General features: G+C 59.7%; 23 protein-coding genes and 2 pseudogenes. 10 read left to right on the top strand and 15 right to left on the bottom strand.

The window, feature by feature from the left end; translation table 11 throughout:
• Positions 1–11: 11 nt before the first annotated feature.
• The 4 genes from AF71_RS21695 to AF71_RS21680 are packed head-to-tail and all read right to left on the bottom strand — an operon-like array spanning position 12 to position 3,971.
• Positions 12–932, bottom strand: a complete 921-nt coding sequence (locus tag AF71_RS21695) for an FAD:protein FMN transferase (RefSeq protein ID WP_169683002.1) — start codon at positions 930–932, stop codon at positions 12–14.
• A gap of 1 nt (position 933) precedes the next feature.
• Positions 934–3,132: a PepSY domain-containing protein gene (locus AF71_RS21690; RefSeq protein ID WP_169683000.1), complete on the bottom strand. Its 2,199-nt coding sequence runs from the start codon at positions 3,130–3,132 to the stop codon at positions 934–936.
• 18 nt (positions 3,133–3,150) lie between these two features.
• Positions 3,151–3,621 (bottom strand): DUF2271 domain-containing protein, encoded by a 471-nt coding sequence (locus AF71_RS21685; RefSeq protein WP_025662080.1) that lies wholly within the window; start codon positions 3,619–3,621, stop codon positions 3,151–3,153.
• 35 nt (positions 3,622–3,656) lie between these two features.
• On the bottom strand, positions 3,657–3,971 hold the full coding sequence (locus tag AF71_RS21680) for a hypothetical protein (RefSeq protein ID WP_169682998.1): 315 nt from the start codon (positions 3,969–3,971) through the stop codon (positions 3,657–3,659).
• Between the two features lie 156 nt (positions 3,972–4,127).
• Here AF71_RS21680 and AF71_RS21675 point away from each other — a divergent pair, with 156 nt between their 5' ends.
• Together AF71_RS21675 and AF71_RS21670 are read left to right on the top strand one after the other, a co-directional pair.
• Positions 4,128–4,787, top strand: a complete 660-nt coding sequence (locus AF71_RS21675; protein WP_169682996.1) for a response regulator transcription factor — start codon at positions 4,128–4,130, stop codon at positions 4,785–4,787.
• The gene (locus AF71_RS21670) at positions 4,784–6,148 is read left to right on the top strand and encodes an ATP-binding protein (RefSeq protein ID WP_169682994.1); all 1,365 of its coding nucleotides are present in this window, start codon (positions 4,784–4,786) and stop codon (positions 6,146–6,148) included. Before AF71_RS21675 ends, AF71_RS21670 begins: the two co-directional genes overlap by 4 nt.
• A 480-nt stretch (positions 6,149–6,628) precedes the next feature.
• On the opposite strand, the pseudogene AF71_RS21665 reads toward AF71_RS21670, so the two are convergent.
• A pseudogene (locus AF71_RS21665) lies at positions 6,629–7,015 on the bottom strand (DUF2254 family protein); the annotation flags it as partial.
• 350 nt (positions 7,016–7,365) lie between these two features.
• On the opposite strand from AF71_RS21665, the gene AF71_RS21660 reads away from it, so the two are divergent.
• Both AF71_RS21660 and AF71_RS21655 read left to right on the top strand, forming a co-directional pair.
• Positions 7,366–7,803 carry a universal stress protein gene (locus AF71_RS21660; RefSeq protein ID WP_169682992.1) on the top strand — a complete coding sequence of 146 codons (438 nt, stop codon included), beginning with the start codon at positions 7,366–7,368 and terminating at the stop codon, positions 7,801–7,803.
• A gap of 38 nt (positions 7,804–7,841) precedes the next feature.
• The gene (locus AF71_RS21655) at positions 7,842–8,225 is read left to right on the top strand and encodes a phasin family protein (protein ID WP_113164022.1); all 384 of its coding nucleotides are present in this window, start codon (positions 7,842–7,844) and stop codon (positions 8,223–8,225) included.
• Positions 8,226–8,284: 59 nt separating this feature from the next.
• Here the strand turns inward: AF71_RS21655 and AF71_RS21650 are convergent, their stop codons facing one another.
• Both AF71_RS21650 and AF71_RS31365 read right to left on the bottom strand, forming a co-directional pair.
• Entirely contained in the window at positions 8,285–9,223 is a 939-nt protein-coding gene (locus AF71_RS21650; protein ID WP_113164021.1) for an ABC transporter ATP-binding protein, read from the bottom strand.
• Positions 9,224–9,327: 104 nt separating this feature from the next.
• Complete coding sequence (locus tag AF71_RS31365; RefSeq protein WP_312867251.1) at positions 9,328–9,684, bottom strand: hypothetical protein; 357 nt, start codon at positions 9,682–9,684, stop codon at positions 9,328–9,330.
• A gap of 242 nt (positions 9,685–9,926) precedes the next feature.
• Between AF71_RS31365 and AF71_RS21640 the strand changes: the two genes are divergently transcribed.
• Positions 9,927–10,253, top strand: coding sequence for a hypothetical protein (locus tag AF71_RS21640; protein ID WP_246733761.1), 327 nt, complete (start codon positions 9,927–9,929; stop codon positions 10,251–10,253).
• Here AF71_RS21640 and AF71_RS21635 read toward each other — a convergent pair.
• Together AF71_RS21635 and AF71_RS21630 are read right to left on the bottom strand one after the other, a co-directional pair.
• The gene (locus AF71_RS21635; RefSeq protein ID WP_169682988.1) at positions 10,250–11,062 is read right to left on the bottom strand and encodes a universal stress protein; all 813 of its coding nucleotides are present in this window, start codon (positions 11,060–11,062) and stop codon (positions 10,250–10,252) included. The two genes, AF71_RS21640 and AF71_RS21635, sit on opposite strands and share 4 nt — an antisense overlap.
• A 76-nt stretch (positions 11,063–11,138) precedes the next feature.
• Complete coding sequence (locus AF71_RS21630) at positions 11,139–11,972, bottom strand: universal stress protein (RefSeq protein WP_169682986.1); 834 nt, start codon at positions 11,970–11,972, stop codon at positions 11,139–11,141.
• Between the two features lie 149 nt (positions 11,973–12,121).
• On the opposite strand from AF71_RS21630, the gene AF71_RS21625 reads away from it, so the two are divergent.
• Positions 12,122–12,379: a hypothetical protein gene (locus AF71_RS21625; RefSeq protein ID WP_169682984.1), complete on the top strand. Its 258-nt coding sequence runs from the start codon at positions 12,122–12,124 to the stop codon at positions 12,377–12,379.
• 62 nt (positions 12,380–12,441) lie between these two features.
• On the opposite strand, the gene AF71_RS21620 is transcribed toward AF71_RS21625, so the two are convergent.
• Entirely contained in the window at positions 12,442–12,753 is a 312-nt protein-coding gene (locus AF71_RS21620; RefSeq protein WP_169682982.1) for a hypothetical protein, read from the bottom strand.
• Between the two features lie 155 nt (positions 12,754–12,908).
• On the opposite strand from AF71_RS21620, the gene AF71_RS21615 reads away from it, so the two are divergent.
• The 4 genes and pseudogenes from AF71_RS21615 (at position 12,909) to AF71_RS21600 (ending at position 15,721) form a co-directional block, all read left to right on the top strand.
• Complete coding sequence (locus AF71_RS21615; protein WP_169682980.1) at positions 12,909–13,892, top strand: zinc-dependent alcohol dehydrogenase family protein; 984 nt, start codon at positions 12,909–12,911, stop codon at positions 13,890–13,892.
• Between the two features lie 183 nt (positions 13,893–14,075).
• A pseudogene (locus tag AF71_RS32160) lies at positions 14,076–14,256 on the top strand (hypothetical protein); the annotation flags it as partial.
• A gap of 115 nt (positions 14,257–14,371) precedes the next feature.
• Positions 14,372–14,821, top strand: a complete 450-nt coding sequence (locus AF71_RS21605; protein WP_169682978.1) for an EF-hand domain-containing protein — start codon at positions 14,372–14,374, stop codon at positions 14,819–14,821.
• 237 nt (positions 14,822–15,058) lie between these two features.
• Positions 15,059–15,721, top strand: a complete 663-nt coding sequence (locus AF71_RS21600; protein ID WP_169682976.1) for a hypothetical protein — start codon at positions 15,059–15,061, stop codon at positions 15,719–15,721.
• Between the two features lie 95 nt (positions 15,722–15,816).
• Here AF71_RS21600 and AF71_RS31830 read toward each other — a convergent pair whose 3' ends face one another.
• From AF71_RS31830 to AF71_RS21580, 5 genes are all read right to left on the bottom strand, one after another.
• Complete coding sequence (locus tag AF71_RS31830) at positions 15,817–16,017, bottom strand: hypothetical protein (protein WP_246733760.1); 201 nt, start codon at positions 16,015–16,017, stop codon at positions 15,817–15,819.
• Positions 16,018–16,039: 22 nt separating this feature from the next.
• A complete protein-coding gene (locus AF71_RS21595) occupies positions 16,040–16,834 on the bottom strand; it encodes a DUF2092 domain-containing protein (protein ID WP_192241084.1) in 795 nt (264 codons plus the stop codon).
• Between the two features lie 460 nt (positions 16,835–17,294).
• Positions 17,295–18,452, bottom strand: coding sequence for an HlyD family secretion protein (locus tag AF71_RS21590; protein WP_169682974.1), 1,158 nt, complete (start codon positions 18,450–18,452; stop codon positions 17,295–17,297).
• Positions 18,452–18,793, bottom strand: coding sequence for a DUF3302 domain-containing protein (locus AF71_RS21585; protein ID WP_169682972.1), 342 nt, complete (start codon positions 18,791–18,793; stop codon positions 18,452–18,454). Before AF71_RS21585 ends, AF71_RS21590 begins: the two co-directional genes overlap by 1 nt.
• Before the next feature lie 962 nt (positions 18,794–19,755).
• A complete protein-coding gene (locus AF71_RS21580; protein ID WP_169681168.1) occupies positions 19,756–20,787 on the bottom strand; it encodes an IS110 family transposase in 1,032 nt (343 codons plus the stop codon).
• Between the last annotated feature and the right edge of the window lie 134 nt (positions 20,788–20,921).

The raw sequence follows: 20,921 nt of genomic DNA, 5'->3' as shown, positions 1-20,921 counted from the left end.
CGCGGCGCCGATCAGCGCGCAAACAGGCCGCATCCGATCCCTTTCGACTGGTCGTGCTCGATGAAGAGAACCGGCAGCCCAAACGTTTCGGCGAGCGCAAGACCACGTGCTTCGCCGAGAACCATCATCGCCGTCGCCCAGGCGTCGGCGCTCATACAATCGCAGGCGATCACGGTAGCGGACGCGGGCGGATGCCTGAGCGGCATGCCGAGGTGCGGGTCTATGGTGTGCGACAGACGGCGGCCGCCGACATCGATCCAGTGCCGATAGTCGCCTGACGTCGCAACGGCGGCATCTTCTAGCACGAGGACGGAATGCGCGGCACGCGTTTCCACGTTTGGCATTTCGACGGCGACGGTCCAGCCGCGACCGTCGGGCTGTGTGCCAAGCGCTCGCAGTTCGCCGTCGATGGCGAACAGGCCGGCTTCGATACCGAGCTGGCGCGCAGCCCGGGTCAGTTGATCGACGCCATAACCCTTAGCGATGCCATTGAGATCGAAGCACATCTCTGAGTGCTTGCGGGCGCGTCCGGCGGCCTTGTCTAGCTCCAGAACATCATAGGCGGGGCTGCGTCTCGCTAGACGGGCGGTCTTGATCCGGCCCTCGCTTGCGTCCGCCGGGCCGAAACCCCAGGCGGAGACGGCGTCACCCATGCCGATATCGAAAGCGCCGCCCGAGGCCTGGCCGATTTTAAGACCCGTTCCCAGCACAGTAAGCAGGCTGTCGGGCAGAGAAACCCATTCACCGGGCTTTGCGGCACTCAAGCGGCTAAGGTCGCTTTCAGGCCGCCAGGTGGACATTTGTTCGTCGACTTCCGTCACGGCGTCGGCCATCGCCTTGCGGGCGCGGTGGACATCGAAATCCGATGGCATGTGAAAGAGGGCTGACCAGCGCGTGCCCATAGTCGGACCGTTCATCGCGTAGCGCGTCATGTCAGTACACGTCCTCGGCATAGCGACCATTGGCTTTCAGGACCGCGAGGTTGAAACCCTGTGGCGCGAGAATGTCGGCGAGCACGGTTGCAACAGCCGCCGCCATGTCCCGACTCCCGCAGATGAGAACCTGACCGCCCGCAGCGATAAGCTTGCCGATTCGCTCGGCATCCTTGCACAGGATATCCTGCACATAGACCGGGTTGGCGGTTCGCGAGAAAGCGGTCGAGACCGAGGTCAGCCGGCCGTCCTTGTTCCAGTTGGAAAGTTCCTCCGCGTAGAGCGCATCGCTAGCTGGATGGCGGGTTCCGAAATAGAGATGCATGGGACGGCATCCCCGGTTTCCGCGGGCAAAGCCGGCTAGCGGACCGATCCCCGCGCCAGCGCCGATGAGGATGACGGGCTTGCGTCCGCGCGCCGGACGGAACGCCGGGTTTGGACGCACGAAGGCCGCAATAGTCTCGCCCGGTTCCAGCGCGGTGAGTTGGTTGGAGCAAAGCCCTCCGACTTGCTTGCGGACACAGATTTCGAGAAAGCCATCTTTCATACCGGAAGCAAGCGAGTAGAATCGCGGCAGATCCGAGCCTTGTGGCACGATGCCGATCAGGTCTCCGGCCTCAAACCGCGAGAAGCCCTTGCCCGTTAGACGCTGCCAAAGCGATATCTTCGGAAGGGCAAAGCGCAGGATGGCGGTTGTCGCCTGTACGCTTGCTCCATAATCGCGGCGAGATATGACCGGCAATCTCCAGGTCTTCGGAGCGGTCGGTTGGTGGTTCAGCTCGAAAACGAGGCCAAGCGTTTCAGCCAGGCGCCGCCCCCAACGGGCGAAATCCTGTGGCGATTGTCGATCTACCGTGTCGAAGGGGCTAAGGACGGCCCAGCCCTTGTCCTCAGCGATCCTCGCGATCTCGGTGGCGAAACCGCAGAAGGCCGGGAAGCTGCGATCGCCGAAACCGAGCACGGCGAGCGGCAGGCCGGGCATTGCCGGCACACGCTCGAAGCGTTCGACGAATTCCTTGGAGGCTGCAGGCGCCGTGCCATCGCCATAGGTGGCGGCGAACAGAATGACACGCCGCGCCTTTGGCCAGTGGGCCGGCTCGAAATTGGACATCGGGCCGACATGAACGCAAAGACCCTGTGCGGAAAGAGCAGTCTGCAGCGTATTGGCGAAGCCCCAGGTCGTTCCGTTCTCACTGCCGACTAGCAGGATCGTATCGGCCTCGTCGGCGGCAACCGAGGCTGCCTTGGGGTTGCGGCGCCCCCTCAGCCAGACAATCATGCCAGTCCAGCCAAGGACGGGTACCGCAAGCGCAGAGAACCCGAGGACGAGCCCAAGCCACGCCACGCCGCGCCCGGTGTGCAGCATGGTCATGAGGCGTGTGACCTTGTCGACCCAGCCGGCGTCAGACCAAGCCAGCAGCGCACCGTTGCCCTGGTCGATGTAAGCTTCTCCTCCTGTTTTCTTGAGTGTGAAAACGTCCGTTGAGTCGCCGGTGGCAGGGAAGTTAAGCGAGAGCAGGTCATCGACCATAGTCTCTTGAAGCAGGGCGACAGAGGTAAGGGCCACGCCGGTCTTGCCGCTGACGTTGGCCGGGAAGGCCGGCGCATTCGCGCCTTCCGGCAATAGCCCGAAAACAGCAGCCGTCATCCAGAACGCGGTGAGCGCGGAGAGGAAGAGGCCGGGCAGGGCAAGGCGTGAGACGACGGCGTGTAAGCGTCCATCGCCGTAGCCGCGAACGGATGTCAGGACGGACCGCCAGCCGCCGGCGCGCCGCGCCATCAGGAATAGCCCGGAGATTGCAAGGGCAAGCACAACCGCTGCACTGCCAGCAGTTATGAAGCGTCCGGGATCGTCCAAGAAAAGCGAACGATGAAGATTGGTCAACCAACGCTCCAGCTCCGAGGTGCCGGCGCTGCCGACCGGCTGGCCAGTGGCAGGGTCGATGACAGCGGAGGCGGGTTGGTCGCCTTCGTAGTAATAGGCGGTGATCCGCCCAGACGGCGCGCGCCTGATCTGTTCGACCGTAGGTTCTGACGCCTGGACTCGCGTGGCGAGTTCCGCGACGCTGATACGCTGCGCCGCAGGTGTGGTGAGCGCCTCTGCGGCTGGGAAGATCGAGAGTGCGGCGCCGCTCAGCGCGACGACGGTGAGAAGGACGGTAGCGATCAGTCCGAAGCAGCGGTGGAGCGAGCGACTCATGACAGGTGTCCCTTCTCCTCAACGCACGTAGGTGAAGGCGGCGATGTAGCGCGTACCTTTCACGTTCTGGCCCGAGCCGCCCGACGTCAGCGGCACCACGATCTCATTCGGACTGTCGCGCATGTCCTCCACGGCGGAATCGATGTGAAGCTGATAGCCGGCATCGAACAGCGTATCGGCAAGGTCGACCGTGACCTTAAGCGAACGACCCGCCCCAACGCTGGCGCCCGTAATGCCGTTGATCTCGCCGATGTCACCGCCGGTGGCACGGTACCAGCCGCCGAGATGCTCGTAGTATCTAGTCTTGCCGCCCGCCATCCAGAGACTGCCGACATACTTGCCTTGCGCATCGGTGACGTAATAGGCAACGTAGGCGCCATCACCGCCGTAGCTGCGCATGTTGGTGGTGAAGGTCACCTCGCGGGCCATGGCAAGGCCGGGAACGGTAAGGGCCGTAGTGACAGCAAGCAGGGCAATGAAGGACTTCATTCTCATTTATCGTCTCCTTGGTCGGACTTGGCGGTTCAGTTCGTCTGGGCGCGCGGCTTGGAGCCAGGCGTGAACAGGCCGTTGCTTGGCGGGGTGGCGTTCTGCTGCTGCAAGACGCCGCCTCGACCGCAGGAATTTTCATCCTCGTCTTCGCAGTCGTCGGCGGCGTAGCGGCCATTGTCGTCATGACGGAGGCGATGTTCCTGGTGATCATCGTCCTCGTTCTCTTGATACCCGGCCAATATGGCCCCAGTGGTCTTCGCTGCGGGGAACGGCATCGCGAGACTGCCCAGGGGGGCGAGAAAGCCTATGCCGGCGCACGCGGCCAGAAGAAGTTTGCGGTATGTCATAAGTGATCTCCAGTTGGGCATCTGACGGGGATTTCGGGCTGATCAATTGCGTCCTAAGCTGACCGCCACCTGACAATTGGCGCGACAGCGCTTCAGGTTCCCGTAAGCTGGCGGGTGGACTACGGGGCCAAAGAGAGGCAGAGAGGAAAGATTGCGATGCGGGTTCTGCTGATCGAGGACGATACGGCGCTTGGTGCGGCCATTCGCGACCAGATCGCCGCCGATGGGCATTCCGTCGATTGGGTCAACCGGCTCGACCAGGCAGGCGATGCGATCGTTGCGGCTGCCTATGATCTGGTGCTGCTCGATCTGATGCTGCCCGATGGGCTCGGCGTTCCCTTCCTGAAGGGATTGCGCGGGCGGGGCGACGTGACGCCGGTTATGATCCTGACAGCGCTCGATCAGGTCTCTGACCGTATTGCCGGACTGAACGCCGGCGCTGATGATTACATGGTGAAGCCCTTCGATCTTGCAGAACTATCGGCCCGCATCGGATCGGTGGCGCGCCGTTATGCCGGCAACCCAAATCCGAACATCACGCTCGGTCCGCTCGCCATCGATCTCGCGGCCAGAAGCGTCGCGTTGAATGGCAAGCCCGTTGCTCTTACGGCGCGAGAATGGGTCCTGTTTGAGGCCTTTCTGCAACGTCCCTCCCAGCTCCTATCAAAGGCACAGCTCGAGGAGCGGCTCTATTCCTTCGATACGGAAATCGACAGCAACGCCATCGAGGTCCATGTCAGCCGGTTGCGCAAGAAACTCGGCGCTCATGTGATCGAGACCGAGCGCGGCCTCGGTTATCGGCTGGGGCAACCGTGAAGATCGGCGCTTCGCTTCAGACGCGCCTGGCACTTGCCATCGGGCTTTCAGTGACGCTTCTGTGGTTGGCGGCGGCGGCGCTCACGGCGCACCGCCTTGGCGGGGAAATGCAAGAGGTGTTCGACGACGGGCTGAAGGCCACGGCGCTGCGCGTTTTGCCGATTGCCCGGCACGACTTGCGTGAAGGCGACGAACGTGGCGATCCTGTAGAACATGATGGTAACGAGGAAGGCGACCATGGCGAGAGGCGCATCGGCCGCGAGGCGCGGTATGGCGAGGACGTAACTTTTGTCGTGCGTGACCGCAACGGGAGGGTTCTTCTCGCCTCCGCAGGCGCGGATGCCTCCATCTTTCCGCCGTTTGTCAAGCCTGGTTTTCTGCGCACCGAAACGCACCAACTCTATTACGATGCTAGCGTCGATGGCGGCCTGACGATTGCCGTTGCCGAACCGCTGGATCGTCGCACGGAGCTTTCCCGCAAGATGCTGCTGGGGCTTCTGCTGCCGTTGATCGTGATGATCCCATTCAGTCTTCTCGCAATCGTTCTGGCGGTGCGCCGTTCCTTGCGCCCTGTACGCTTGCTTCGACAAGAGCTTGCCCGCCGCGGTGCGCAGGACCTGTCGCCCCTACCAGATGGCGGTCTGCCGAGCGAGCTTCGCCCGATCTCGGCAGGCGTCAATCAATTGCTGGACCGTCTGACGGCGGCGTTCAATGCCGAGCGCGCCTTTGCAGCGAACGCGGCGCACGAGCTGCGCACGCCGGTTGCAGGCGCGATCGCGCAGGCTCAGCGCATTCGGACTGAAACCGGCGAGGAATTAACGGGACAGCGGGCAACAGAGATAGAGACCACGCTGAAGCGACTGATGCGCACGTCGGAAAAGTTGATGCAACTCGCCCGCGCCGAAGGAGGACGGCTGCAAACAGACGAGCCCTCCGATCTGAGACCTGTCCTGGAGATGATCGTCGAGGGTTTCACGCGGACTGGAGAGGGACGGATCCTGCTGACCCTTCCGGAAGAACCGGTTCTTTCCAGGTTAGACCCCGACGCCGTTGGCATTCTGTTTCGAAACCTGATTGAAAATGCGCTGAAACACGGGGCTCAGAATGGTTTAGTCGAGGTCGCGTTGCAGACAGACGGCTTACTTTGCGTCGCCAATGACGGCGCGGTCCTGTCCGCCGATGCCACGGAGAGGCTGGGGAAGCGGTTCGCGCGCGGTGGGGGAAAGGTCGGCGGTAGCGGCTTGGGATTCTCCATCGTAAAGGCAATCGCCGACCGCACAGGCATGAGTTTGAAAGTCGTTTCCCCGAGGCCGCTCAAGCATGAAGGCGTACAGATCCAGGTAACGCTGCCTCTCGCCTGACTTTCGCGGGAACCGACAAAAAGAGACGAACAAAGGAGCTGCCGATCCCTGATCGAGTTTTGACCTCCGGGATTGAGCGCCTGAACTAGCGGCGCTAAGCGCTCTGTCGAGGTGTGGCCAAGAAATCGCCGAAGATTATTTCTCCTTACGACTGCAGACATGCGACGGCATCTGCGACGTGGACGATTTTCCCGAGTATGATATCCGTTAACACGTTTCTATGATCGCATTCTAGCTCAGGCTGAACATCGTGATGCCCACGGCCGCCATGCAGCTGGTGGCCAACCATCCCATTACGGGCAGTCCAAATGAGGCGACGAACTGCCCCGTTTCGTCCTTCCGGAAAACCGTGATCATCATTGCCGCTCGGAGATCGCGCCTTTGAGGACAGCGTTCCAGAAACGGCACCCGTATGATGCTGGCTGGGTCTTGCGTTTGCAAAGTTGCTGAATCGACTGGCTTCGGATCCACGTCTGAAGCTCAATCCGAATTAGCCTGTCTCGACCGTCTCTCCGAGCCGCCCAGCCCCTGCGAGTCGGGCGTCTGAGCCAGGTTCAAATCCTCCGGAAAAACATAGATCCTCTCGAGCATTCGGTCGCGCAGATCCAGTTCGCTGAGGAGGGCTGGGCGACGATCGTCAGGCAGAACCTGTGATGCAAATTCGATCACCGCGCGAAATCGACGGGCGATCTGGAAGTTTTCAGCGCCGTAGAGGCCGATCTCGCTGAAGGTTAACTGCACGAAATCCTCCCAGTTCGTCGTTCTGCAGATCAGCCGCAACTTGCCGGACTTGCTCCTCATCTCATCGCCGAGCAGGTGCCTTCCACTGACGAAGCATAGGAGACGTTGAAGCTGGTCGATCGCAAGGACGGCTGTCGTTGCCTTCGGCGACCATCCGCATCACATCGCTGTAAGGGATATGTGCGATGTCGCGCGAGGCCGCCAGCCAGAATGCGACCGATCCCCCCGATCGCCAGAGCTGTGACCAGATGTCCGATCCGTATGACCCTCTCGCGTTTCATCGCGATTCCGCCTAGCTGATTCCTCACGGCCTCTTTGCATATCCGCTCCATGAATTCCTTGATCTTGGTCAAGGTAGGGCCGCCTTGCGAGCAATTGGCGATAGGTGACGACCGCAGTTTCCTCGCCGAATATTGACACGGATCAAAGACGGGCGAGCGACCGGCCGTAGTATTTATGCGAGGAGGAAGTGTGTCATGTTTGCAAAGATTCTCGTTCCAACGGATGGATCCAGACTTGCGGTCACGGCCGCGGAGAACGCGGTGGCGTTTGCCAGAGACGCGAACGCATCGGTCGTATTCGTCTGCGTCATCGAACCATTTCGCATCTTCACAACGGACAGCGATAAGCTGGCGGCCAGCCGGGAAGACTACGATCGGTTGTCGGATGAACAAGCCGTTCAATTCCTAGACGAGGTCGAGTTGCGCGCTCGTCATCAGGGAGTTACCTGCTATACTGTCAAGCTCCGGAGCGATGAGGTGCACCAAGCCATCATCGAGACAGCCGATCTTCATGGATGCGATCTGATCGCAATGGCATCGCATGGCCGCGGAGGTGTCGCTGCGTTGATCCTTGGCAGCGTTACGAACAAAGTCCTCAGTCATTCGCGTATCCCCGTGCTTGTATATCGATGAAGGGATCGGGGATTTTATCCGCTAACGGGAGAACCGAAATGATCCAAAACACCGACAAGATCTATCCCATTCCCTCGAATCTCCCGGCTGTTGCAGCGGCGGAGAAGTTTCTGGAAGCAGGTGTAGGCTTTCAGATCCAGGCCTTGAGCACTGCCTCGCGCCTCCAGATCGAGTCCTTTAGTTTTCTGATGCGCCGTTACCAGCAGCATGTGAGGCTCGTTGGTGATCTTGTCGGCAGTGCAGGAAGAAACGACGCGCTCGATGTCATCGGCGATTTCGTTCGAGTTGCTAAAACCGATTACGCTAGCGAAATCAGCAATATGCTCATGATTGGTTCGAAGCTGGCCTCGGAGGCAGCACATCGCATAGAGGAGGAAGCCGCTTCGGGATTGGAAGACATGGCCGCTCGAACTGTCGCCTAGCCTTCCTTTCCTCCTTCCTGGCGACAATGTCAGGAGGCCCATGCAACGATATCGCAGACCTAATTCGCCTGCATGTTTGCCTGACTGGCATTGGCCGTGCTCGCGTCACGGATAAGCTCGTATTTCACCTGGGTTACCTTCAAGTCGCGATACCAGTCGACGAGCGCTCCCCAAGGGTCCGACACTTTGTTGAGGCCCGCAATGAAGGCGACGACAGTCCCAATCTCGATCTTGCCAGTTATGACATAATAGCCCCCAAGCGCGAATATTCCGGCAAAACCGAGCTGAAACATCAGGTTCATCAGGAAGTTGAGCGCGTACTTGAGCTTGTAGATGCTCATGTTGGTCGAAAATAGTCGTTGGACGCGGGCTGCCTGGTGCTTCGGCGAGTTCGGCGAAGTATGGTCGACCATCTCCTCACTGAGGTGTCGCATGACGGTGATCTTCGTCTTGACCCGCTGATTGATTAGCCCTTGGAGAACAGGAACCAGGACGGACTGCGGGACGAATACGGCGATGACGGCTAGAGCAAGGAGCGGCTGAAGGTAGATCATGTAGCTACCGACTGCCAAAAGGATGCCCGCCTGTAGGATTGGCTCCGAGATGCTGGTGCCGACAAACCCACCCACAGGTTCCGCCTCCGCGAGCACGATCGACATTTCGACGCCTTCGGCCAAGGTGGTAAGATCATCGGGATGGCGTTCTCTCGTATCGATGACCGCCATGCGAAGCCAACGAATGGAAACTTCTCCGATCCAGCCGCGGTAGACGTTCAAAACAAGCTTGATCCCACCTTCGCTCAGGACGAGCGCCAGGTAGGCGAGCACGAGTACGAGGATCGTGTTCAGAGTCGCTCCCTGTGTCGCGCCGTTTACGATGCGTCGTTGAACCTCGAGCGGCAGAATTCCCACGGCGAACAAGAGAACCGACAGCAAAACCAACATTGCCTGATGGCCCCGTCCCATCATCGAGATGAACCCGGAAAGCCTCCGCGGCATGGCGTCTTCCTTGCGAGATAGCATATTCGCCTCCGTGTCTGCCTGTGCGGGCGCCTCGTGTCGTCTCCCCTCAAATCCAATCGAGCGTCCTCCTGAGGGGACATTCAGCCAGATCCGGGCCCTCGCTTCATTGACTCACCGCAATTTCGCTGGCGGTCGGTAGGGCACGCGGAGATCGAGCACCTATTCCTACAAGCCCCATCATCGGACAAACCAGTCCTTCGCCAGTGTGCGAGGATTGCATAGAGAAAGAGGATTGCCGCCAGCATTGGCCAGTACAGAAGAGGCAGGGACACGAAGCCCAGCGCGCTTCCGACGCCAGTAAAGGGTAGGAAAACGCGGACGCCCGCGATGAGGAGGCTCGTTGTCACCAGGGCCGGGTTGGCGGAGCTTTCGACGAACGGAATGCGGGAAGTCCGTATGATATGTATGACCAGAGTCTGCGTCAGCAGCGACTCCACGAACCATCCCGTTTGGAATAGGGCAGGGTTCGTCCACGCCTTGAACACTAAGCGGGGATGCCGTTCGGGCAATCGAAGATCTCCGCATGCTCGGCATAAAGCATATTTCGCTCGCAAGCGGCGATCGGCTCGAGGTCGCTAAGGTAATCGCTGACCGTCTTGGAATGGACACCGTCTAGGCAGATCTCAGTGCGGCAGACAAGGTAGAAGTCCTTTTAAGGACGAAGACGCTGGGCAACGTGATGATGGTGGGCGACGGCGTCAATGACGCTCCGGCACTGGCCGCAGCGGACGTCGGACTATCGGTCGCCCGCGGCAAGCTGGCCGCCGCGGCTGAGGCTGCGGACCTCGTGCTGCTCAAGAGCGGGTTGAGCGGCATAGTGGCCGCGTTGGGGGTCGCCCGTCGGTCGTGGCGAATTGCACTCCAAAGCGTGGCAGTTGGTATTGGTCTGTCTGCGGTCGCGATGGCATTCGCCGGAGTCGGACTTCTCCCGCCGGTCCAGGGCGCTCTGATCCGGGAGGCGATCGATGTCGCGGTCGTCGTGAACGCCCTTCGAGCGCTAGCTTAGTGGGATAGCAGGGCCGGAATGCGGAGATTGTCGAGTAAGGTGCGCGTCACACCGCCGACCAGGGCCTCGCGCAGCTTGGTGTGCCCATAGGCACCAGCGATAAGAAGGTCGGCATGGCCCTCTATGGCGTTGTCCTGGATGATGGTGGTGACGTCTTCTGCGTCGCTGTGCACGACAGCTAACGCGACTTCGAGCCCTGAATGCTTCAGTGCTTCGGTATAGCGATCAAGAAAACCCTCACTCCGCCGAGCCGCGGCGCCCACACATATTACTGTCGCTTTCGTCGCCGATTGGATCATAGGGAACGCGTTGGCGACGGCGCGGGCCGCCGTTGCACTCCCATCCCATGCGATCGCAATATTGTCGATGCGGCCATAGAAATCGGCCGACGGCAGGAGAAGCAGCGGGCGACCGCTGTCAAAGACGAGGCTTTCTACAATCGGCCTCGCCAGCTCGGTGTTTTCCAGGATCGTAACGTCGTAGGCGCGAGCAAGTTCGGCCAGCCGGATTGTCGCCGACATCGCCTCGGCCTCAGTGGGAACAAGCCTCACGTCGAGGCCAACCCGTTCGGCCCCCTCCCGCAAATGCCTGACGAGCTGAGCTGCGACATCCCTATCAAAGCGGTCTGCCTGGAACTCGTCATCGTCTGAATATGCTTCGGCGGCTTCGTCGCCATGGCGCCGCGCGGCAGCAAGGCTGGCGACAAGATGGGCACCCTGATGCAACGAAAACTGAATAGCGTTCTCGATGATCGCAAACGAACTCGCTTCCGGACGCGTGGTCAATGGCAGATGAAACTGTGGCTTCATGGCGTCCTCCCAAGACATTACATGGTCCATTGCTTCTAGCGTCCGGGCCGACCGGCAGGGCCGCTAGACGTTTCCACTACCGCGACAGGAAAAGCGGAACCCGGCTGTCCTTCAGCATCGAACGGGTGACGCCTCCAAACAGGCGTTGCTGTATCCGCGGGTGATTGTAGGCACCCATGACCACCATGTCGGCTGCCACGTCCGTGGCATGTTGGCGCAAGGTTTCGTCCACGCGGCGTCCACCGCTGGCAACTCGATCGACCTCGACCTTCACGCCGTGACGGGTGAGGAACATGGCGATGTCGGATCCGGGCTCTTCGCCATTCTCCCAGCTTCTCGCGACCGGGTCTACGATCGTGATGTGAACGGCACCACAGCCCTTCAGGAATTCCAGCGACTGGCGGGTGGCACGCGCTGCCTCGTCGCTCGAATCCCAAGCGAGCAGGATCGACTTTGGAAACGAGCTGACAGCCTGCGTACGTGGGTTGATCAGGATCGGCGTCGGAGACTCGAACAGGGCACCGTCGACGATACGTCTCTGAAGATCCTCGTTGCCGGCAGCTTGGGCTCCCACGAGAACGAGATCGGCGTACAGCGCATGCTGAGCGATGTCTCCTTCCGCCCACGCAAACTCTGTGTAGACCTCCTGGACGTCGAAGGACAGCTCCGTCCTTTCCAGGATCTCCTGTACCGCTTTCGTTTCCGCGGCGAGCCGGTCTATTTCCTGCTGTTGGCCTTCGAGCCACGCTGTTGAGATTGCTTCGTAGGTGGCGATCGCCGGAACGGCCCCCATGCAGATCACAAGGGCGGTCATATGGGCGCCCTGTGTTTCGCAAAATTCCATTGCCGACTTGAGGTCCTGGTCCCAGCGGTCGACGTCGAAGACGCACATGACGGTTTTGATACTCATTGCACTGCCTCCTTCTTGATAGCTGCAATCATATCGCTTTCCTGGAAGGCTTCTTTGATGCTCGTCAAAATCGATTGCTGAGCTCAGGGAACCGCTGGACGACTTCTGCGTTCAAACGTCCAATCGAAACGCAGTACCGGCAGCCTGCAATGCGACAAACATTCGGTCCTTTCGCTCACGGCTGGCTGCTTCTGCAGATGCGGTATCGGGCCTTTCGCGGCAAGCGGCATCGCGTAAAGGACCTATGCGAATCCTACAGCGAGGTGGTTCTTTATCTCGAATGGTTGCGGACGTCGGGAGATAAAAAGCTGCTCGGCGAGTACGGTCAGCTATGTGCCGACCTCGAGCAGGACGTATATTGGTTTCTCGGATTCTACGATGCGCATCCCGAGGCGGGTACGGGATAGCCGGCAAGCCGCGGGTTAACCCCGGTCGACTCTCGATTTGGTGGGCGTGCGCCGGTCGGGCGCTAAAAGACGTCCATTCCGCCAAGCCCGACGAACTCCGTCCTGAATCCCTGGGTGCGAGCTTGCTTCAACAGACGGTCGGCGCTCATCATGTCTAGCAGCATGCTTCCGGAGAAGCAGGAACGAAGAGGACAGCAGAGCTCCCTTGTCGCCCAGTCGAGAGCCCGCGGTGAGATCATCGTGACGACCCAATGGTCGTCGTCCGCCCGCTCGAGCAGGATGTCGCCTTCGTTCTTTCTGGCAGGAGGGGCGGATGTGCACGCGGCGAAAGCCGATGCGTCCTTGTCCTTGGCGGCGGTCACCATCTGGTTCATCCTGCTATCCTCCTGTTGCTGCGGCCACCACGACGTGGGAACCGACTTAAGCTTATCCGGAGACGGGGTCAGGGTTGTTGATCCAGGTCAAGGCGGCAAGCTTTGGCTTTCGGATTGATCGAAATGATCCATCGGGTGTCGACAAGGAGAAAGAGATGAGGGCGATGGTCCTGGAAAGAGTCGGCGTTCCGCTGCGTCTTATGGAGACGCCGGATCCGTGTCCTTCCGCGGGTCAGGCTGTGATAGCGGTGGAAGCCTGCGGGGTTTGCCGCACGGACCTTCACGTCTTCGATGGCGATCTTCCAAATCCGAAGCTGCCTTTGGTGCTTGGACACGAGATCGTTGGTCGCGTGGTCGCCGTTGGCCCCGGTGTCTCGAAAAACCTTGAGGGATGGAGGGTGGGCGTGCCATGGCTCGGACACACGTGCGGATGTTGCTCATTCTGTCTCTCTGGAACCGAAAACCTTTGCGACGCACCCGGCTTTACCGGCTATACGCTCGACGGCGGATTTGCGACGCATGTCGTGGCCGACGCGAACTATGCGTTCACTTTACCAGAGGGCTTAGACCCTGTCGCAACCGCGCCTCTCCTTTGCGCGGGTCTGATCGGATGGCGATCATTGAAAATGGCTGGACAAGGCAAGGCGATCGGCCTCTATGGCTTCGGTGCAGCGGCGCACATTCTCGCGCAAGTGTGCCAGTGGCGAAAGCAGGAGGTCTACGCTTTTGTTCGTCCGGGGGATGAGGCGGGAAGGCGCTTCGCGCTCGAGCTGGGCGCCAGCTGGGCGGGCTTCTCGGACGAGATGCCACCTGTGCAACTGGACGCGGCTATCATATTTGCGCCAGCAGGAGAGTTGGTTCCCAAAGCTCTGGCGGCGGTCCGCAAAGGCGGCACCGTCGTTTGCGGGGGCATCCACATGAGCGACATTCCGGCCATGCCCTATCGGCTCCTGTGGGGAGAGCGTCGCATCGTATCGGTAGCCAATCTCACACGCGACGATGCTCGAGAATTCTTCGGGCTCATGGGACAGGCGAGCATCCGAACAGTCACCACCTCCTATCCGCTGGAGCGTGCCAATGACGCGCTGGCCGACTTGCGGGCAGGGCGGATCAATGGGGCAGCGGTGCTCGTGCCGTGACCCGGCCGCTCGACGATGCACCGCGGCATTTGCTTGGTTGATGCCGGGTTCCGAAGCGGAAGGGTGATGTTTCCACCTTGTTGATTCATATCAAAGAAGCACGCAGCCGGCAGGTTCATTGTGCGCATGTCCAAGTGGCTGCATATGCAGCCCGGTGGAGGGCGAACCGCAGGGCATTGCGGTGCGCGACAGCTTAGCCAGGCGATGATGAGCAACATCCGCCAGAACCTGTTCTTCGCTCGCATACTACAATGCGGCGGGTGTGCCAGGAGGGGCAGGCGTGCTCTATCCAATCTTCGGGCTGCTGCACTCGCCGATCATTGCGGCGGCCGCAATGGCGTTGTCCTCGGTCAGCGTCATCGGCTGCGGCTGCGGCGCGCGTCGATCGCCTAGATGTCCGGCGGCGCGGTCGTCGGGAACCACAATCGAATTCGTTCAGCAAGAAGCTGCGGATACAGACCAGCAAAAGGAGAAACGACATGAGAACCATACGAACTGCAAATGCTGTCCTGCTGACCGCGCTGATTGCTATAGGCGGAGCCGGTGCCGTCTTCGGCCAGACGAGCGGAGCGGATCTCCATCATCCTGTGAATTTGGCGCAGGCCGCCCCACAGTCTGGAATGCCGGACATGATGGGGGGTGGCATGATGGGACAGGGCCACGGCGCTATGCCAGGCGGACCAGGCATGATGGCTGGTGGTATGATGGCCGGGAACATGATGCAGTCCGGCATGGTGGGCGGCATGCCTATGGTGGGTATCCGAGGACCCATGATGAAGATTATGTTTGCGATCGCCGACACGAACGGGGATGGCGCGCTGTCCTTCGAGGAGGTGATGACGATCCACAGGCGAATCTTCGACAGCGTGGACGCCAACAAGGACGGCAAGGTCACGCCCGAAGAGATGCAGACGTTCTGGCAGCAATAGGCTTCGGAACGATGACCGGGATGATCGACGATCGCGCCATTCGGCTGGCGCGACCGCGATCCGTTGCCAATCCGACGAACGGTTCATATGACTTTCTGATCCTGGTTGTCCAGACTTTCCAGATTTCCCATTGGCGAGGTATCATTCGAAGGCGCATTGATGCTTAGACACGCTGACATTCTAGCGGGGACAGGAGCTGGACGATGACAAGCATACGAAATTCGCAGGACGTCTGACATGGGCGCGACATCACGCCCGAGAACAACCGGTGTGGGGCAATTCCTCGATCTTCAGCAGCAGCGCGATTGGATAGCGGGGAAGATCGACTTGTGGGACGCGGGCGAGCGCCCGGAGTCCCTTGAACAGCGCTTCAAATATGTCGCTCGATTTGAGAAGCTCCTCAGTCGCCCGCAAGCGAGGGAACTGCTGGAGATTCTCGGGCTATACGGTCCAAACTGCATTCCGATCATGCGCAAGACCGAGCGCTACTACTGGTCGGTTTCCTGTCTGCCATCCACCTCGGACAAGCCGCTCATACGCGTCAATGCGAGCTGGATGGAGCTCTTCACGCTTTATGCCCACGGAGACGATATCCGCGCCCGATTCATCGTCCATCTGTCGGATTTCACTACAGATGGTTCAGCAACACCGAGCCGGGTGGACGAACACTTTCTCGAGCAAAGTGTCGCGATGCCAGAGCACGTCAGTTACTTCTTCCCGCGTGGTGCTGATATTCTCGGCATCAATGTGCGCGGCTCTGTCTCGATCCGCAAATTTCTCAGAAGCCGCCGCGTACTGAGCGCCATTCGCACGTTCAACCTGACGCACATGAACCGGGGGCGGAACGCCTATCAGGCGAGCCATTGCTACAGTGTGGCGGATTACATGCAGGCAGTTTGAGGGGTTCACCAACGCACGCTTTCCTGGCGAACTTGCCGTCGTTGCTCCCCGAAGAGGAGGAGATGGATGCTGTTCGCTTTCGGCCGCCACCTTAGCTAACAATTATAGACCCCAGCCGCGCATCGGCGCGCGCTCCTGCGAGCAACGCCGGCGACGCTGACAGGTGTCAGCGGACGCCCGACCCTGGCCTCGGCGTTTGACACGAAGTTGAATTCGACCGGTAGGCCGCCGCCAATTTCGATGCATGAAGCGCCGGCGGCCAAAGCCAGCAATATGATTGCGATTCGCCTGAGCATGTCGTTCCTCCTTCGAGTTTGATCATTTTACGGAGAATATTTCTGGCAGTTCGTCGGTGTCGGGAAGGTCGTTCAACTTCCGCTCCTTGGCCCCATCGGGAACTTTGAAGCTGAAGTCGCCTGCTGCCCCGTCCGCTCCCGCCTTCCAGGACCTTATGTCGATCGTGTATTGCGGAAACCCCGCCACTTTCGTGCTGGTGACGACATAACGGCAAGGATACGGGCTCTGACCCTGGGCGATCCAGATTTGCCAATCCACCCCATCATCGGTGCGAAAGGCGAGGTGGTCGCATTCCTCACCCCGAATGACGCCGCTCCCGAGATCCTTCACATCGACGACATGGGGCATGAGCTCGTCGTAGGGATGAGACATCAAGATGTCCCCGGCCGGCAACGGCCTGTGGAATTTGTCCCGCAATGCGTCGATGAGGTGATCAATTGTTCCCGGCACTTCGGTCTGAGCAAAGAGGTTGGCGTCCTTGCCGAGCACCGACAGCGTTTTTCCGTCAAATACCATTTCGACATTGGCGAAGCCGCCCTGACGAGTAACGCGTATCTTGTCGGGCCTTTTGAGCGTCACGGCGCCGGAGCTCGCAAGTGCCAGCTTTTGGTGCTTCTTGGTAACGACTTCCAGGCTCGTGTCATACTCGAACGAGATTGCCTCTTGCGCCGCCATATAGTCCGACATGGTCTTCAGCAGGTCCTTCGCCTGCTTTTCATCGGCGTGGCCGGGCGTCGCGCCGGCCAGCGCCGCGAGGGCCAAGGTAACGGTAAGCAGTCTGGCATTTTGAAACGGGGATTCCGATCGATATCGCATGGGTGTTTCCTCCGCTGACACAGTAAGAATACACTCCGCGTGGCTTAAGCAACGGCGCGGGATGGAATAGCCCCTACAGCGCTCACTTGGGTCCGCTCTCGCTTGGACGGTCCGGTTGCGACTCTCGGCTCAACCTTAACCCTTCAAAATGACGGCTTGCATAAGAATTGCGATTGTCGCAAGCGGCGCGGCCAAGTTCGGCAGACCTCCGGCTTTGCCTATTGATTGGTTGTGCGCGCAATGTCACAGGTGCTCTCCCTAATATACAGCAACCTAGCGGCGCAAGGAAGCCGCCACCAAATAGGGCAAGGCGGCTTGCTTTGCCTTCGATTGCTCCCATGATGGGAGAGCGAAGGAGCAATTGTAGACGACCCACGAGATCGGAAAACCTCGTTCTCTCTCACTCATCTACACCGGCGAGAATCGCCCTTCCAGCCAGCGGGCGTGCCGCCCGCCCGCATCAGTGCTCGAGGAACACGTAGTTCATCCAACTGCTCATCCGCAGGAGAACCTTGCGGAGCAGAGCAAGGTGATGCAGGTGCTCGGTGTAGATGGCGACTTCGGCAACGACACCACCCGGGAGTTGGTACGGGGTCAAATCCTCGGTGATGTTGATCTGGGCCAAGGTCAGGCCGGGTTGAAGGCGCTCGGGCGACTGCGGGTCGATGAGGGCGCCAGTTGGCTGAAGTTGACCCTGCGCCATGACATCGATGATCTGCCCCACCTTTGCCTTGAAGATCTTGCCGGGAACTGCCTTGAAGGCGACTTCCGCTTCATCATCCGTCCGCACGCGCTGGAGGGAATTCTGGATAAATGCCGCGGCAAGTTGCCTGTCTTCGCTGTTGATGAAGACCATGACCGGCCTCAAGGGAAGCGGGTTGGCCATCATGCCCGGACGCAGAAAGAGCTGGGCCACATAGCCATCGCTCGGCGCCCGAACGGTCGTCTGGTCGAGCTCGAACTGAGCATTGTTCAATTCGGCAGTGACACGGGCAACGGTCGGGTTTACCCCGTTGACTTCAGATTCATAGGCAAGGCGCGCTTGTGTGGCCTGCGCTTGTGCCGTGGCTACAGCAGCCTCGGCCGTCAGATACTGGCCGCGCCGGTTGTCGACTTCGAGTTCCGAATAGACAGCGGCACGCCCCACCTCCTTGGCCTTCTCGTTCGACTGTACTATGCGATCGTAGCTCTGCTGCGTCCGGTCGCGCGTGGCGATGGCGCCCTCCACCCCCGACTGGGCTGCATCCAGCGCGGCCTTCAATTGCAGCACCGTCTGCTTGGCCTCGGCGAGTTGCGCCTTCTTCTGATCGACAGCGAACTCGTAGGGGCGTCGATCAATCTGGAACAGTACGTCGCCCTTCTTCAACGGCATGTTCGCTTGGACCGGCACGTCAACCACCAACCCTCCGACCGCCGGGATTACCGGCGATGAGGTGAAATAGATGCGGCCGTCGCTTGAGAACGGGTGGTTGTAACTCATCCCCAGGATCAGAGCGGAAATGATGAAGATGCCGCCAAGCACCGCTGTGGAGAGGGACCATTGATTGACCGGAATTCTGAACAGCTTGAAGATTACAATGCAGATCGCTGCGTAGATCATCATAAGCAGGAGTTCCATCAGACTATCTCCCTCGCTGTCCCTTGTCCTTCAAGCTCGGCGATGCGAGCATGCAGACGGGCGATCTGGGCACTGGCTTCGAATTGAGATGGGAGCTTCCCATCTTGGCGGATGCCCCAGCCGCGATCCTCACGATAGAGCGTTGCCCATATAAAGAGGAACGGCCAGATGGCGTGGAGTGTGAACAGGCTTACCCAGCCTGCGATGTGGATTGCATCCTGATGCGGGTGATTGCGCGACTTGGCGATGAGATGGGGTATGTCGTGAATGGCGATGATCCCATAGAAAATGGTTATCACCACGAAGATCAGGACGCCCAGGGCGAAATAATCGAGAAACATGAGCTTGCCCTCCTTGGCTTCAGACGCCACACCTGGGGGCCTAGACGGCGCCCTCAAGGATACCGTCGGAATGGCATTATAGCTCAACCTCACCAGAGGGTGTTACGGATCTCGAACGTAGCCTCCAGACCGGTTGATGTAGTATGATGAGTAGCTGCATTAGGAGCGGCGGGTGTTCGTCCGCGGCACGGAGAGGTTGCTGACCGTTCCGCAACGACCAGCGAGTACCTCGATCGTTCAGTCATCGGCTCGCTGTTGTCATCGCACACTTTGCTCGCGCTACCAATTGTTGCGCGTCTTGGAGTTCTCGGATTTGAACCGGTCGTCGTCGTGATTGGCGCGACTTTGGTAGCGGATACGTTGTCGCTTGTCGTCTTCTGCTGCGGCCCCTCAAGTCAGTTCCGAACGGAGCCAATGGCGAGTCTGATCCGGTATCAGCGGATTGGTTGCGCTAGCTATGATGCGAAGTCACGCAACGGTATGTCCTGCCGGACCCGTTGCGAAAAGCAATGGCAAACTGCACTTCCATGAAAGCGTGATATTTCACATGGTTGTCTAATCGCATCCCGTTAGTCAAGGTGGCCTGGGCAAGCGACATCGTCCGATCGTGTCCGCCAGGTGGTGTGTAGCTCGGTGGTAGCGAAGCCGCTCGCGAGCGCGCCCCCAAAAGCGCCGTAGGGAGCGGGCGGCGTAGCGGGCGGTCATATGGCGCGTTCTCGGTGTTCGCTCAGTGCTTCATTTTGACGTGAGGCAATCGTATGTCGGGAACATGGTTGTCTCCGCGGTCGGTACAAGCCCGCCGCATCATGGTCCTCGCAGGCAAGGTCTTCCTATGTTTTATGCGCAGTCTCTAGGAGCTGCCGCCACGTGAACGGAATGACCCGACCTACGTCCACGACAGGGACGCCTCGTCGCGTCAGAAGGATGACGCGCTGAGAGAGTCATCGGCTGTCAGAGCTTCATTATACGATGGCGCTGGCCGATGGGTTGAAGATTTCCCCTGTCTTGAGCATGGTATGCATGATGACCGCGAGTTTCCTGGCGACAGCCACTGCGGCGCGCTTGAAGCCAAGCCGTTCGCGCAACTTGAGCCCCCAGTCTTTGAGGCGGCTTTCAGTCCTGGCGCCGGTTCGTGTCAGCATCACGGTCGCGGCTTCGTAAAGCAGCGCGCGCAAATGGTTGTCGCCTCTCCGTGAGATATGACCATCATAATCGACCTCGCCCGACTGATAGCGGCGTGTGGTCAGCCCGAGCCAGGCGCCGACTGAACGCGAAGTCCGGAAGTTTTGCGGATGCTCGATGGCAGCGACGTAAGAGATCGCCGTGATGGCACCTATGCCGGGAATTGTCGTCAACAGCTTCGCCGACTGGCTCTGCCGCGCCGCTGCGAGCAGTTGGCGATCAAGAATTGCAGCACGCTTGCGGATGTCGCGCCACGCATCGAGCAGCGGCAAAATGATCCGTGCAAGGTTGTCATTCCCAGCGACAAGCTCTCTCACATTGCCATCGAATATCCGACCTTTTCCTTCGGGGACAATGAAACCGAACGTCTTCATGACACCCCGGATCTGATTGCCGAGTTGCGTTGAGATGTGCACGAGCTTATCGCGGGCCGCCACCAAGGCGCGGGTCGTCATGGCGTCGAACGACTTGACGCGAACCGCTTTGTAGAAGCCGGCTTCGGCCAACTGGGCCAAGCCATCCGCATCATTGGCGTCAGTCTTGTTGAGCGTCTCGTTCAATACCTTTTGCGCGTGCCGCGCTTCTATGCAGATCGCCGGAATCCCCTCGTTCGTTAGCGCATGATAGAACCAAGTCGACAACGGCCCTGTTTCGAAGACGACACGCCTGGCATGCGGCGCATGCTTACGGATCGTCTCTGCCAGGAGCTTCGGGTCCGAAGGACACTTTCCCCGCCAGATCCGCTTTCCGTCCTCTCGGATCGAAATCGCGGTATCTTTCAATGAAACATCAAGCCCGATATATTGATTCATGGTTGCTCTCCGTTTGATGTTGGGCCCGGTTCGAATCGAGAGCCCGTTTTTCCATCTTATCGGGGGCAACCACCCCAGCCAGCCATCATCTATAGAAATAGCCTGGGACGATCGCGCCGCGATTACCCCATGTT

This window comes from Rhizobium sp. 57MFTsu3.2 (assembly GCF_012932765.1).
Lineage (GTDB): Bacteria > Pseudomonadota > Alphaproteobacteria > Rhizobiales > Rhizobiaceae > Rhizobium > Rhizobium altiplani.
The sequence above is the reverse complement of the archived record's forward strand: the minus strand, read 5'-3'. Positions and strand labels throughout refer to the sequence as shown.